The sequence below is a fragment of the Vibrio sp. J1-1 genome, assembly GCF_021728395.1.
In the GTDB taxonomy this organism is placed as follows: Bacteria; Pseudomonadota; Gammaproteobacteria; order Enterobacterales; family Vibrionaceae; genus Vibrio.
Window position 1 is genome coordinate 259,919 of sequence record NZ_JAKKCM010000005.1, and the last position, 13,682, is coordinate 273,600.

General features: G+C 44.2%; 11 protein-coding genes. 3 read left to right on the plus strand and 8 right to left on the minus strand.

The genetic code is table 11. The annotated features are described in order from the left end of the window. Positions 1-331: 331 nt before the first annotated feature. Positions 332-1,336, plus strand: coding sequence for an adenosine deaminase (add, locus tag L3V31_RS10540; RefSeq protein WP_237316007.1), 1,005 nt, complete (start codon positions 332-334; stop codon positions 1,334-1,336). Positions 1,337-1,405: 69 nt separating this feature from the next. On the opposite strand, the gene hemN is transcribed toward add, so the two are convergent. From hemN to L3V31_RS10565, 5 genes are all read right to left on the minus strand, one after another. Next, a complete protein-coding gene (gene hemN / locus L3V31_RS10545; RefSeq protein ID WP_237316008.1) occupies positions 1,406-2,797 on the minus strand; it encodes an oxygen-independent coproporphyrinogen III oxidase in 1,392 nt (463 codons plus the stop codon). A gap of 218 nt (positions 2,798-3,015) precedes the next feature. Then, complete coding sequence (locus L3V31_RS10550; protein ID WP_237316009.1) at positions 3,016-3,504, minus strand: DUF2489 domain-containing protein; 489 nt, start codon at positions 3,502-3,504, stop codon at positions 3,016-3,018. A 7-nt stretch (positions 3,505-3,511) separates the two neighbouring features. Beyond that, on the minus strand, positions 3,512-4,054 hold the full coding sequence (gene yihI, locus L3V31_RS10555; RefSeq protein WP_237316010.1) for a Der GTPase-activating protein YihI: 543 nt from the start codon (positions 4,052-4,054) through the stop codon (positions 3,512-3,514). Then, a complete protein-coding gene (locus tag L3V31_RS10560) occupies positions 4,054-4,692 on the minus strand; it encodes a class I SAM-dependent methyltransferase (RefSeq protein ID WP_237316011.1) in 639 nt (212 codons plus the stop codon). The genes yihI and L3V31_RS10560 overlap by 1 nt, the downstream gene beginning before the upstream one ends. A gap of 784 nt (positions 4,693-5,476) precedes the next feature. Beyond that, on the minus strand, positions 5,477-6,094 hold the full coding sequence (locus tag L3V31_RS10565; protein WP_237316012.1) for a c-type cytochrome: 618 nt from the start codon (positions 6,092-6,094) through the stop codon (positions 5,477-5,479). Positions 6,095-6,253: 159 nt separating this feature from the next. Here L3V31_RS10565 and yihA point away from each other — a divergent pair, with 159 nt between their 5' ends. Further along, the gene (yihA, locus tag L3V31_RS10570; protein ID WP_014230510.1) at positions 6,254-6,913 is read left to right on the plus strand and encodes a ribosome biogenesis GTP-binding protein YihA/YsxC; all 660 of its coding nucleotides are present in this window, start codon (positions 6,254-6,256) and stop codon (positions 6,911-6,913) included. Positions 6,914-7,675: 762 nt separating this feature from the next. On the opposite strand, the gene polA is transcribed toward yihA, so the two are convergent. From polA to hemB, 3 genes are all read right to left on the minus strand, one after another. Beyond that, positions 7,676-10,471 (minus strand): DNA polymerase I, encoded by a 2,796-nt coding sequence (polA, locus tag L3V31_RS10575; RefSeq protein WP_237316013.1) that lies wholly within the window; start codon positions 10,469-10,471, stop codon positions 7,676-7,678. Positions 10,472-11,072: 601 nt separating this feature from the next. Then, a complete protein-coding gene (locus tag L3V31_RS10580) occupies positions 11,073-11,507 on the minus strand; it encodes a GNAT family N-acetyltransferase (RefSeq protein ID WP_237316014.1) in 435 nt (144 codons plus the stop codon). A 133-nt stretch (positions 11,508-11,640) separates the two neighbouring features. Then, complete coding sequence (gene hemB, locus L3V31_RS10585; RefSeq protein WP_237316015.1) at positions 11,641-12,702, minus strand: porphobilinogen synthase; 1,062 nt, start codon at positions 12,700-12,702, stop codon at positions 11,641-11,643. A 184-nt stretch (positions 12,703-12,886) separates the two neighbouring features. On the opposite strand from hemB, the gene L3V31_RS10590 reads away from it, so the two are divergent. Beyond that, positions 12,887-13,660 (plus strand): TatD family hydrolase, encoded by a 774-nt coding sequence (locus L3V31_RS10590; RefSeq protein ID WP_237316016.1) that lies wholly within the window; start codon positions 12,887-12,889, stop codon positions 13,658-13,660. Positions 13,661-13,682 lie beyond the last annotated feature (22 nt).

The window sequence follows — 13,682 nt, forward strand, 5'->3', positions numbered from 1 at the left end:
ACCAATCAAAACTGGCATTGCCACTATGCGGCTGTCACAGCCCTCTCTTTTACTCGTATCAACATATACAGGGATATCTCACTCAATTAACACGCTCGATCAGTTATCATCAATGGCTAGCTATTATGATCGCCCTCAAATGCTATAGGGTGAGCAATCAACATATTTGGTTAACATGAAACCGAAAAGAGCGATAATCGTTGATTTCCTAGTCACGCTCTACTGACAATCAACCAAACTGTTAATTATACTTAACTGCAAATCTTCCCAATGTATTGTCACAGATGATGTTTGGGCCTTGTTCCAGTTCATAACTATCCGGATCGACACAATGATAACTAAGAACCTTCCTCTTACTGATTTGCACCGCCATCTTGACGGTAACATCCGTACCCAGACCATCCTAGATCTTGGCCAAAAATTTGGCATGACACTTCCTGCGTACGAAGTTGAATCTCTAACACCACACGTTCAGATTGTCGAAGCGGAGCCCTCTCTGGTTGCTTTCCTTTCAAAGCTTGACTGGGGCGTCGCGGTACTGGGTGACTTAGACGCGTGTCGTCGTGTTGCGTACGAAAACGTGGAAGATGCATTGAATGCGCAAATTGATTACGCGGAATTGCGCTTCTCGCCTTATTACATGGCAATGAAGCACAACCTGCCAATAGCTGGTGTCGTTGAGGCTGTCGTCGATGGTGTTCAAGCAGGGGTCCGTGATTTCGGTGTCAAAGCCAATCTGATTGGTATCATGAGCCGTACATTCGGTATCGATGCTTGCCAACAAGAATTAGATGGTATCCTTAGTCAGAAAGACCACATTGTGGCTGTTGACCTTGCCGGTGACGAACTCGGTCAACCGGGTGATCGTTTTGTTTCTCACTTTAAACAAGTGCGAGACGCGGGTCTGCACGTTACCGTTCACGCTGGTGAGGCTGCCGGTGCAGAAAGTATGTGGCAAGCGATCAACAAGTTAGGTGCAACGCGTATCGGTCACGGTGTGAAAGCGATTGAAGATCCAAAATTGATGGATTACCTGGCAGAAAACCGCATTGGTATTGAATCTTGCCTGACATCGAACATTCAGACCAGCACCATTGCTTCTCTTGCGAGTCACCCACTAAAACAGTTCCTTGAACATGGTGTTCTTGCGTGTCTAAACACCGATGACCCAGCGGTTGAAGGTATTGAACTGCCTTACGAATACGAAGTAGCAGCACCAGCAGCAGGTTTGAGCCTAGAACAGATTCGCCAAGCGCAAATCAATGGCCTTGAGCTGGCCTTCTTGTCAGACGCTGAGAAAGCAGAGCTGAAAGAAAAAGTAAAAAATCGCGTTTAATTCCACGAAACTTATACAAAAATGCCAGCATTTTTGCTGGCATTTTTTGTATTCGGTATCTATCAAAGTTTAGATCACTCGAGAAAACTGCTGCTGACGAGCCTTCGCACGGAGGTACTTATCAAAACTCATACAGATGTTACGGATAAGCAGACGACCGCGTAGAGTGACACGAATTTCGCTGTCATCGACTTCAACCAGCTCATCATTGATAAAGGTTTGTAACAGCTCTAAGTCTTCTTTGAAGTACTGATTAAACTTAACCTTAAACTCCGACTCAATGGCTTTTTTATCCAGTTTAAAGTTACAGATCAGTTGCTTAATCACTTCGCGGCGTAGTAAGTCATCCGCATCCAGCGAGACGCCTTTCCAAAGCGCATGACGCAGGTCATTCACCTGAGCGTAGTATTTCTTCAACTCTTTTTGGTTCTGCGCGTAAGCGTCACCAATCATCGAGATCGCCGAAACGCCAAATCCGACTAAGTCACACTCACCCTGTGTGGTATAACCCTGGAAGTTGCGATGCAATACTCCTTCTCTCTGGGCAACCGCAAGCTCATCATCGGGCTTAGCAAAGTGATCCATACCGATAAACTGGTAACCCGCATCGGTTAACGTAGCAATGGTATCTTGCAAAATCGCCATCTTTTCTTCGGCTTGTGGCAAGTCTTCATCTTTAATCTTACGCTGCGCGGCAAAAAGCTGCGGCATGTGAGCGTAATTGAACACAGAAAGACGACCCGGCGACATTTCTAGCACTTGTTCCAGTGTCTTAGCAAAAGAGTCTTTGGTCTGCTTCGGTAAGCCATAGATTAAATCCAGGTTTGTCGATCGGAAGCCTAAGTCTTTCGCGCGTGCCACCATATCAAAAATGAACGTTTCATCCTGCTCACGATTGACCAATTTCTGAACTTCTTTGTTAAAGTCCTGAACACCGATACTTAATCGGTTAAAACCTTCGCTGCGCAGATGATCCAGCATTGTGAGATCAATCTCTCTTGGATCAACTTCAATGCTGATTTCAGCATCATCACTGAAGGAAAACTCTTGGCGAAGCAGGTCCATCACACGTGTGATCTGTTTTTCAGATAGGAATGTTGGTGTACCACCACCAAAATGCAGTTGCGTTACAGTTCGGCCCACCAGCAATGAAGCACGCTGACGAATTTCATGCTCTAAAACATCAAGGTACTCATCAGCTTTATGCGAATGGCGGGTAATAACCTTATTACAGCCGCAGTAGTAGCAAAGCTTATGACAGAACGGAATGTGTACGTACAACGACAACGGACGATCAGGGTACTGAGCGCATGCCATATCATAGTCAGAGATAGTAAATGCTTCGTGAAACTCCAAGGCTGTCGGGTATGACGTATAGCGAGGACCGGAATAATTGTACTTATCCAATACTGCTTGATCCCAAACGATTTGTTGTTTCGATTCAGTGTGTTGATTCGACATGGTGGTACTTTCCGTTAAATGTTAGGGCAACGAAAGCCGTCACCCAATATTCAGAGCTGCTTATTTTGCCACACGACAAAGATAACCGCGGTAATACCTTTTGGCTTTTTAATTATAAAACCAAAGAAGTGCTAGCGTGATCACGATAACCCCAGCAGCTATAAGAGCATAACTGGGGTAAAACTACTGACTCAAGCAATCAAATGACGTTCTGGTAACTAGATCATCTGAATATTAATTTGATTATTCAGTGGCTGGACGTTTTTCTTCAACAGTTCGAGCTCTTTAATGATCGACTCGGTTAAGCGACTTTCCGCTTTTTGACGAGCCAAGTTCTGTTGCATACGTTCTTTTTTGGCAAGTTGCTGGCGATCTTCACCACGTGCCATATCTTTCACGATATGGTAAAGCTCAGAAATTGCAGGATACGTTTTATCGAAATCAATGCGATCTTCACCCTGAACATAATCCATGATGCAGTAGACACGGATACTGATTTCCGACAAATCGCACTGGCCTTGAATGCCCGCCTGACACAAGGTATGCACGTTCTCAAAAATGTTGGCATTACGTTTATCAATCGCCAATTTTTGATGCTTCAGCTGCAATTCCTTTTGCTTTTTCAATTGAAGCAGAAGGTAACCTGCATAAGAAGCTAGAGCGATGATGATCACCACCCCTGCAATTGCTAATAAGGTTACGTTCATAGCTTAATTATCCTTTGTAGTCGTCGAAGTTGATATCATCGAAATCTGCTAGCAGATCATCATCATCACGAGAACCTTTCGCAGCAGGAGCAGTAAAGTCTTCCTCTTCTTCTGGTTCTAACAGACCAAGTTGGTCCATCAACTTCTCGATGCGATCCAGCTTCTCGTCTACGTATTGTTGCAGACCAGTACCCAGACTCTCACCTGCTTCGATACGATCCAACAACACATTCAATTGCGCATCGTTTTCCAGCATCTCCAACTCTTGTTCCGCGGACAGACGACGTTCTTGCTTCGTCATCTTTTTCGCTGGCTCAACAATCAGAGGGATCTTCTTCTTGCTGCCTAAACGTGGGTCACGACTTTGTGCAGCTGCGTGTTTCTTCTGCTCGTTTCCTTCTGAATTACGGTTACCCGTTTTCAAGCCTTTGCGCTTTTTCGCACGCTTACGTAAACGGCCTTCCACATCTGATTCAGTGCGGTTACGAGTGACAATAATATCAGGTGCGCCTGCGGCACCCGGCTTTCTAGATTTTTTACTACGGCTCATTACTGGGTCTTCCTCAGTAAAATTACATCATTACCAATAAATTCAAGTTCGAGCTTATCCCGCTCAGCTAGGAACTGGAAAGTTTCACGGCTAAAAAACACCACATGCGTTGGGTCGTTCTTATAATGCCACGATTTGAAAGCCTCTGCGTCGATGACCATTTTTGTCATCAGGCCAATCCAGCCCCCTGGCTTAACTAAATTCAACCATTGCTTCCACACCATATCTGGGTGGTAGAGGTGTTCTATCACCTCCGTTGCTGTCATGAAATCATACTGCTTTTCTAGCACCGATGTATCAGGGTGATAATAAAGATCGTACAACGCCATGCTGTGACCCGTTTCTTCTAACATCAGAGAAAGCGTCGGGCCTGGACCACAACCAAAGTCGATTCCGTTCGATTGTGGAGGAATTCGCTCTGTCATTGGATCAGCTATTCGCGACAGAAAGCGTCTATATCCCATATCTTCGGGATTGTTCTCATGCAAATCATAGTGAGCTTTTTCGGTATCTGCATCCAAACGTTGGTCTGGACTTACAAACACCAAACGGCACTGTTCACATTGAAGGTATTCGCGACGCTTATCTTCAAAATAATGGTGAGTGTGCTGATTGTGGCATAAAGGACAGGTATGCATGCTGACTTCCTCAAACAGGGATGCGAAACATACCAGAAACTGAACTCAGATTGGAGTGTTACTGAACATTTTTTCAGCAGTTTTTACTAAAAAACTCTGATTCTGATGTGACATCGCCTCCTGAGAGTATTTCGACGTCAATTTCATTGTGAAAGAAATAAAAAAAGCGGCAGTTAAACTGCCGCTTCCTAATGCCACCTTATGTGGCGAAACTGTGTTGCACGCATTGAGTGCACCAAGAATCCTTTTGTTTTTCGAGCTTTCCTTGCCAAAAAGTGTTGTTTTTCATCTTCCTGATGAGTTTTGGCTATCCATTAACTTCCTGTCTTCTGGGCTACTTCCTGTGCCTGATCCTTTTCACTGTCTTAACCGTCAGACGAGATGACCATCCTTATCCGGCAGGCTCCTTGCCTACCTACATCCTTTTACAATCACCAAGCATCCCTAGCTTGAATCCCTGAGACCGAAACCTTGGTCTGAATTTCCCTTTGTTCACCCCCTGTGAACAAGTTCTACTTTACGCCGATCAAACCTAGCGACAAGCCGAGCACAGAAAAAAACTGCATCATTTTTTAAATTATCGACAAAAGAGATTGCTAATCAAAACCTTAAAAAACACCAGAGAGAAAAAGGCAACAACAAGTATGGCAAATGTCTTACAAACTACCGAGCTAGATATCTATTTAGCCGCGTACATCGAGTGTGAACTGCATCACCAACAAAAATGCCCCGACGAATTCGCCGGGGCATTTTTGTAAAACATTGCTCGAACTATGTAGGGTTATTAGTGCAGACCGCCAACATATTGCGACAGAACTTCAATATCTTCATCTGTCATCTTCTTCGCGATGTCACGCATCATGGCATTCATATCGTTACCACGGCTACCATCACGGAATTTAGTCAGCTGAGCTTTGATGTAATCAGCGTGCTGACCAGAAATTTTAGGGAAACCTGAAAGCTCAGTACCGTTACCACGAGCACCGTGACACGCAATACATGCTGTTAGGCCACGCTCTGCGTCACCAGCGGTGTAAAGCACTTTGCCTTTCTTAACGACGTCTTCAGGCGTTGAATTCTCTGACATCGGCAGAGATGCAAAGTATGCGGATAGATCAGCGATGTCTTCATCGCTTAGCGGCATTGCCATACCACTCATGACCGGATCGTAACGACCTTGTTTACCACCGCTTGTCATACCTAACTTAAGATCTTGTAACTGTTTTTCAAGATACTTAGCGTGTTGACCAGCGAGTTTAGGGTACATTGCGATTGCACTGTTGCCATCTGCACCATGACAGGCGACACAGGTTTGTGATTTTGCTTTACCAGCCTCAATACTACCTTGGGCCCATACTGAGCAGCTGGCTAAAACACTCAAAATTAGCGCTAATTTCTTCATGACATTCCATTATAATTATCAAGCTTCCAGTACCACGGAATGTGAACATACCGTGTACACTCATGGTACAATAGGCGACCTCATGCCGAGCACGGTTATTTTACACAATTTCACAAAAAAGTAATCAATCGACTACACAAAGTCGAGATGGAGTTAACAGTGAGCGTAAAAATTCATTACCAAAATACGCATTTCATCACCAGCGCACCCGATATTCGCCACTTGCCGGAGGACGAAGGTGTCGAGATTGCGTTTGCAGGACGCTCAAACGCTGGTAAATCGAGTGCACTTAACCGTCTGACTAACCAAAAAAGCTTAGCCAAGACATCAAAGACACCGGGTCGTACCCAGTTGATCAACCTTTTCAAGGTAGAAGAAGGTTGTCATATCGTCGATCTACCGGGATACGGCTTTGCTCAAGTCCCAGTTGAGATGAAAAACAAATGGCAGAAATCTTTGGGTGAATACCTTCAGAAACGCGAGTGTCTAAAAGGCTTAGTGGTTCTGATGGACATCCGTCATCCAATGAAAGATCTCGACCAACAAATGATTTTCTGGGCTATCGACAGCCGTATTCCAGTGCAAGTGCTGCTGACCAAAGCAGACAAACTGAAAAGTGGTGCCCGTAAACAGACGCTACTGAAAATTCGTAAGCAAGTTGAAACTTTCGGTGGTGATGTAGACGTGGACGTATTTTCGTCTCTGAAAGGTTTAGGTGTTGATCAGCTGCGTGCCAAACTGGACACCTGGTTTGCGCCTGCACTAGCACATCTGATTGAAGAAGACGAATTAGAAACGCCAGAGAGCAATGAAGAATAATTAGCATTAACAATTCTTGTTAAATTTTTGCGATAGCCCTGCCAACCAGTTGGTGGGGCTTTTGTTTATCTAACGAATAAGAAAGGAAATGACAGAAATAAAAATCCCCACCTTCCTGGCAGGGATAACGGGAGAGAAAACTTGGTAGTTGTTATTATGCTGCAAAGCATTACTGAACTATTAAATGATTTCAATAGCATAAATAGCCCCCAAATTTCCCCACTCTAGTTTCCCCATCATATCGAATCACAATAAAAACAATAAAATTCAGAAACTTAAAATAAAAATAACTGTGATTATTAGCGACTTAGTTTCTGTGGAGAAAAAATCAGAATGTGACTGGCGTAAATTTACAGGACGTAGAGAACGGCTAAATGAAGCAAAAAGTGAGGTTTTGTAAGGAGTTAAAGAGAGGGAAAGGTGGATGAGAAGCCTAAAAACCGTAAGCACCTGTTCTTTAAAAACTTTTTCTTTGGCCCAATAAAAAACGCCCCAGTCAAAAACTGACTGGGGCGGCTGAATCAGCCTAATCCAATAACGTGAAACAAAAGGTCTGAAAGATAGAACATCTTACCTCTGTACCCTACGAGTATTAATGTACAACAATTGGTCAGAATTGCAAAGATTTTTTGTAGTTTTTTTTCATTAAAGTTTTATTAAATGACAGCAAGATCAAGAATGCGATGTCTTTTTTAATCGTAAAAAAAAGCCAGCGTTTGTGCGCTGGCTCATAATAAATTGGCTAAATCGATTTAAAAATGACTAGTGAGCCTGATCCCAGTTGTCACCATGACCTGCTTCTGCAACAAGAGGCACTTTCAGCTCCGCTGCAGATTCCATCAATTTCTGTACTTTACTTTCAATTTCGGACAATGATGACTCTTCAACTTCAAATACCAGTTCATCGTGTACTTGCATCAAAAGTTTCACTCGACCATCACCTTCAGCCTGAATCCATTGGTCAACAAGCAGCATCGCTTTCTTGATGATGTCTGCCGCTGTACCTTGCATTGGTGCATTGATCGCCGCACGTTCTGCCGCTTTACGACGCATCCCATTACGAGATTTAATTTCTGGGAGGTGCAAACGACGACCAAAGATGGTTTCAACATAACCTTGATCAGCCGCAGCACTGCGTGTGTCTTCCATATACTGCATCACACCAGGGTAACGCTCGAAGTACTTATCCATATAGGTTTGCGCTTCACCACGTGGGATGCCTAACTGTTTCGCTAAGCCGAATGCACTCATACCATAGATAAGACCGAAGTTAACCGCTTTGGCTCGACGACGCTGTTCACTAGATACTTGCTCAATACCCACACCCATGATTTCAGCAGCAGTGGCTGCGTGAATGTCTTTACCATCGCGGAATGCATCAAGCAAAGCTTGGTCGCCAGACAGATGCGCCATAATACGCAGTTCGATTTGCGAGTAGTCAACCGCTAGGATTTTGTAACCAGTAGGTGCGACAAATGCCTGACGAATACGTCGTCCCTCTTCATTACGAATTGGAATGTTTTGTAGGTTTGGATCGGTCGAAGACAAACGTCCCGTAGCCGTTACCGCTTGATGGTAAGAAGTATGTACGCGTCCTGTGGTTGGGTTAATCATCTTCGGCAGCTTATCGGTGTAAGTCGATTTAAGCTTGGCCAGGCCTCGGTACTCCAGGATCAGTTTTGGTAGCGGATAATCCAATGCTAATTCTTGCAGCACTTCTTCATTGGTTGAAGGTGTCCCAGATGGCGTCTTCTTAACAACCGGTAAGCCCATTTTTTCAAACAGGATCGCCTGCAACTGTTTTGGCGAGTTCATGTTGAACTCTTGCTCTGCTATTTCGTAAGCTTTTTGCTCAAGCTCTTCCAGACGCGCAGCGATTTCTACCGACTGAGCTCCCAACTTCATGTCATCAATCAAAACACCCGTGCGCTCAATGCGAGAGATCACTGGCACAAGTGGCATTTCTATCTCTTCATACACCGATTTCAACTTGGCGTCTTGCTCAATATTGGCAAACAGACGGTTATGCAGACGAAGCGTGACATCTGCATCTTCTGCTGCGTACGGCGATGCTTGTTCAAGTTCGATTTGGTTAAAGGTCAGTTGTTTTTTACCTTTGCCCGCAATTTGTTCAAACGAAATACAGCTATGCTGAAGAAAACGTAGCGCCAAGCTGTCCATATCATGCTTGCCGCCTACGCTGTTGTACACGTAAGACGCTAACATGGTGTCGTGTTTGATGCCCTTCATCTCAATACCGTAGCGAGCTAGCACAGACGCATCGTACTTCAGGTTCTGACCGACTTTGGCTTGTGATTCATCTTCTAAAATAGGTTTTAGCTGTTCTAACACCCAGTCGCGATCTAATTGTTGTGGCGCATCCAGGTAGTCATGAGCAACAGGAACATAAGCGGCGATGCCTTCGTCGGTTGCAAACGAGAGACCAACCAGATTCGCCACCATGTAGTTGAGGCTGTCAGTTTCGGTATCAAACGCAAACAGCTCTGCCGCCTTTAGTTTTTCTAACCAAACTTCGAAAGATGCTTCATCTAAAATAGTTTCGTACTGACTGCGATCAATCGTCACCGCTGACGTTTCCATCTCAGAGTGAGACGAAGCAGAAGATGTTGCTTGTGCTGAACCTGCAAGCTCCACCGCTTCAACAGAGCCAGATCCGCCTTCTAGCAGCTCATTTAACCATGATTTAAACGTCAGCTGTCCATATAGCTTGATCAGCTCGTCTTTGCTTGGTTCAGCTTTAAGCAGTGATTCCGGTGTTTCTTCCAGCTCAACATCCAGCTTAATGGTGGCCAGTTCGTACGACAGCATTGCATTTTCTTTGTTGTCGACCAGCTTCTTCGCCATGGTTTTTGAACCACGGAAACCCAGTGGCGCAATATCATCTAAGTTTTCGTAAAGCTTCGTCAGTCCACCGATACCTTGCAGCAATGCGGTTGCAGTTTTATCACCTACACCCGGTACACCTGGAATGTTGTCGACTTTATCGCCCATTAACGCGAGGTAGTCGATGATTAACTCCGGTGGAATACCGAATTTTTCAATGACACCTTCACGATCCATAACAACGTTGGTCATGGTGTTGATCAGGGTGATATTGTCATCCACTAACTGCGCCATGTCTTTGTCACCAGTACTGATCAATACTGGCATACCTTTTTGTGATGCCTGGTAAGCTAAAGTACCAATCACATCATCAGCTTCTACGCCAGGAACACAAATTAATGGCAAGCCCATCGCGCGAATCACATTATGTAACGGCTCGATTTGGCAACGAAGATCATCCGGCATTGGCGGACGATTAGCTTTGTATTCTGGATACATATCGTCACGGAAGGTTTTACCCTTCGCGTCAAAAACCACTGCAATACGATCAGACGCAAACTGACGCATCATACTGCGTAGCATGTTTACTACACCGTAGACGGCATTAGTTGGTATTTCACCATTACTCATTGTGCCTGGGTAGGCGTGAAAAGCGCGATATAGATAAGAAGAACCGTCGATAAGAATCAGCGGATTTTCAGGAATACTTGCCATAATTGTCTGTATCCAAGTCAGTACTTAATAGATCTGCTAAGGATGCCATGACTACTGATCCGAATCTATCTTGTTCGCTCGATCCAGATCGCGGAAATATTTCGAGTTGATATACTAAATTCAAACCTCACCTGTGGATAACTCTGTTTATATTATTTATCCACTGCTTATCCAAGATTATAAAACAAAGAAAACAATGTACATAAGGCACTGATATTATTAAGTTATTTCATTTAAAGACGAAAAGATCAACGATCCAGAAATGATCATCAAATGTGGAAAAGTTATTAATCGAGGCGTCAAATGAAATCGTAGAAAAGAAAAAAGCGACCCAATTGGGTCGCCTAGCAGAAGTGGTAAAGCAATTTTTTATCAAGCTGCTTAACCAAGAAGCTATAAATTACACTGGAAGCAATGTGAGCAATGTCGTGTCAAAAAGAGTTTGTGCAAGTTCTCGGAAACTGTTTCATCACTTTCTCAACACCTGTTAATAAGTAATTCAACGTCCTTGTGAACCATTCCTCATTCCCTAAGACAGGATTAATAATAATGATTCTCATTTGAGAGTCAACAATTAAATGAGAAAAAGTCTCATTTAATTTCAAATTGCTTTAATGAAATGTACTCTAGATTCGCGAAGATTGACATTTTCGTCAAATTTTTCAATGAGATATCCATTCCTCAGCAACAATCTGAGCATAGCCGGAAACTGATTACGAGACTTCACTTTAAGGGTTTTATAGCCTTGATCTGCAACCCATTCTTCCTGAGCCTCTAACAGCATTTGTGCGACTCCTTCATTACGAGCTTGAGGAGCAACACCACCAAACCAGCTGTAAAAAGTATCGTCATCCAATTCATAACCAATTTTGAAGCCTAAAATGGAACCGTTCTTTTCAGCTACCAGAATCAAGCTGTTTTTATCGCCGAGCCGCTGTGCCATAGACTCCATTGTTTCTCCATTGGAAAACTCTTTTACATGAGTGACCACCTGAAGTGCCTCTTCCAACGTGCCTTCACGAATCAGCATTGTCATTATTCTCTCTCCTAATACCCAAGCACCTTGGACTGCTGCTATGTAAATAAGCCATATTTGATCGGCCAGAGGTTACTTGGGTATATACAGACGAACAACTATTGTCGGTCTAGTTTTTCTCACTAAGCGATAATTACTCTTCTGTCGCTTCCTGAGACCTATTTAGATATTGAGCCGCCTGAGCGTTTTCTTCCGCTAGCCACTCCGCCACATCTTTGGCAAAGTAAGTCAGGATGCCATCAGCGCCCGCACGTTTGAAACATAGCAATGATTCCATCACCGTTTCACGTTCTTTTAACCAACCGTTAAGAATCGCTGCTTTATGCATTGAGTACTCACCCGACACTTGGTAAGCAAAGGTCGGAACCTGCAGCTCAGTCTTCACACGGCGAACCACATCCAGATAAGGCATGCCCGGCTTAACCATGACAGAATCGGCACCTTCATTGATATCCAACGCGACTTCGTGAATCGCCTCATCAATATTCGCCGGATCCATTTGGTAGTTTTTCTTATTGCCACCTTTTAGGTTAGACGAAGAACCGACCGCATCACGGAATGGCCCGTAGTAGTTCGAGGCGTATTTCGCAGAGTAAGCCATGATTTGAGTATGAATATGGCCTGCTTCTTCCAGCGCTTCACGGATTTTACCAATACGTCCATCCATCATGTCTGATGGCGCAACAATATCAGCACCCGCTTCTGCGTGAGATAAAGCCTGTTTAACCAATACGTCGGTAGTTTCATCATTCATTACATAGCCGTCTTCATCAATGATGCCGTCTTGGCCATGAGTAGTAAATGGATCCAGCGCAACGTCGGTAATGACACCGATTTGAGGGATATGCTCTTTAAGAGAACGTACCGCACGCTGAACTAAACCTTCTGGGTTGTAGGCTTCGGTTGCGCATAAGCTTTTCGCATCTTGGTTTACGACAGGGAAAAGCGCGATTGCTGGTACACCTAGATTTGCAAGGTATTGCGCTTCTTCTAGCATTAAATCAATAGACAATCGCTCTACACCCGGCATGGACTCTACGCTTTCACGACGATCTTTGCCCATCAGAATGAACATTGGGTAAATCAGATCATTAACAGAAAGTTGGTTCTCAGCCACTAGACGACGGCTAAAGTCATGCTTACGTAAACGACGCATACGGCGTGCAGGGAATGGACCTTGAATTGATACAGACACCATTTTCTCCTTGTCTGGACGGTTATGATGATCAAATCATCTGGTGAACAAAATCATATCACTCTTGGTGCACCTTGCGAGCGACAATCTGGAAAAAGGCGCGGAAAAAAACTGAAAATGACCCAGCACTCACACTCAAGTATACTTCTCACAAGACCTAAAAAACGAAGCACAGAGACGAACCATGATCGATACCCACGCGCACATATATGCCAGCGAATTTGATAATGACCGCGACGAAGTTGTAAAACGCGCGCTAGGACAAGGCATTAATAAAATTTTGCTGCCAAACATCGATCTGGAATCGATTGAGCCTATGCTGAAAACCGAAGCGGCTTATCCTGATGTTTGCCATTCGATGATGGGCCTGCATCCATGCTATGTGGATGATAAAGTAGAACAAACTCTAGAGATTGTTCACGGCTGGTTTGAGAAACACAATTTCATCGCTGTAGGGGAAATTGGTATCGATCTGTATTGGGATAAAACCTATCGAGCTGAGCAAGAAAAGGCATTTATTACCCAGCTTAACTGGGCTAAAGAGATGAACTTGCCTGTCGTGATCCACACTCGAGACTCCATCGAAGAAACATTAACCCTGCTACGCCAAGAGCAAGATGGCCGCTTGCGTGGCGTATTTCATTGTTTTGGTGGCAGTTTAGAAGAAGCACAAGCCATTAACGAGTTAGGCTTCCACCTCGGCTTGGGTGGGGTATCAACGTTTAAAAATGGTGGGATGGATAAAGTCATTCCTAACCTCGATATGCAGTGGGTCATACTAGAAACAGACTGTCCTTACTTAGCACCTGTACCTCATCGCGGGAAACGCAACGAGCCAGCGTATACTTCGTTGGTTGCCCAGCGTATTGCTGAACTGCGTGATTTAACCATTGAAGAAGTAGACGCGGTGACAACAAAAAATGCCGAATCCCTGTTTAATCTACCTTCTAGTCAATAAGTTGCCCCTAATAAACCATAAG

Bases quoted from the DNA above. Each gene is read 5' to 3' on its own strand.
- add (WP_237316007.1), top strand. From the start codon at position 332: ATGATAACTAAGAACCTTCCTCTTACTGATTTGCACCGCCATCTTGAC.
- hemN (WP_237316008.1), bottom strand. From the start codon at position 2,797: ATGTCGAATCAACACACTGAATCGAAACAACAAATCGTTTGGGATCAA.
- L3V31_RS10550 (WP_237316009.1), bottom strand. From the start codon at position 3,504: ATGAACGTAACCTTATTAGCAATTGCAGGGGTGGTGATCATCATCGCT.
- yihI (WP_237316010.1), bottom strand. From the start codon at position 4,054: ATGAGCCGTAGTAAAAAATCTAGAAAGCCGGGTGCCGCAGGCGCACCT.
- L3V31_RS10560 (WP_237316011.1), bottom strand. From the start codon at position 4,692: ATGCATACCTGTCCTTTATGCCACAATCAGCACACTCACCATTATTTT.
- L3V31_RS10565 (WP_237316012.1), bottom strand. From the start codon at position 6,094: ATGAAGAAATTAGCGCTAATTTTGAGTGTTTTAGCCAGCTGCTCAGTA.
- polA (WP_237316013.1), bottom strand. From the start codon at position 10,471: ATGGCAAGTATTCCTGAAAATCCGCTGATTCTTATCGACGGTTCTTCT.
- L3V31_RS10580 (WP_237316014.1), bottom strand. From the start codon at position 11,507: ATGACAATGCTGATTCGTGAAGGCACGTTGGAAGAGGCACTTCAGGTG.
- L3V31_RS10590 (WP_237316016.1), top strand. From the start codon at position 12,887: ATGATCGATACCCACGCGCACATATATGCCAGCGAATTTGATAATGAC.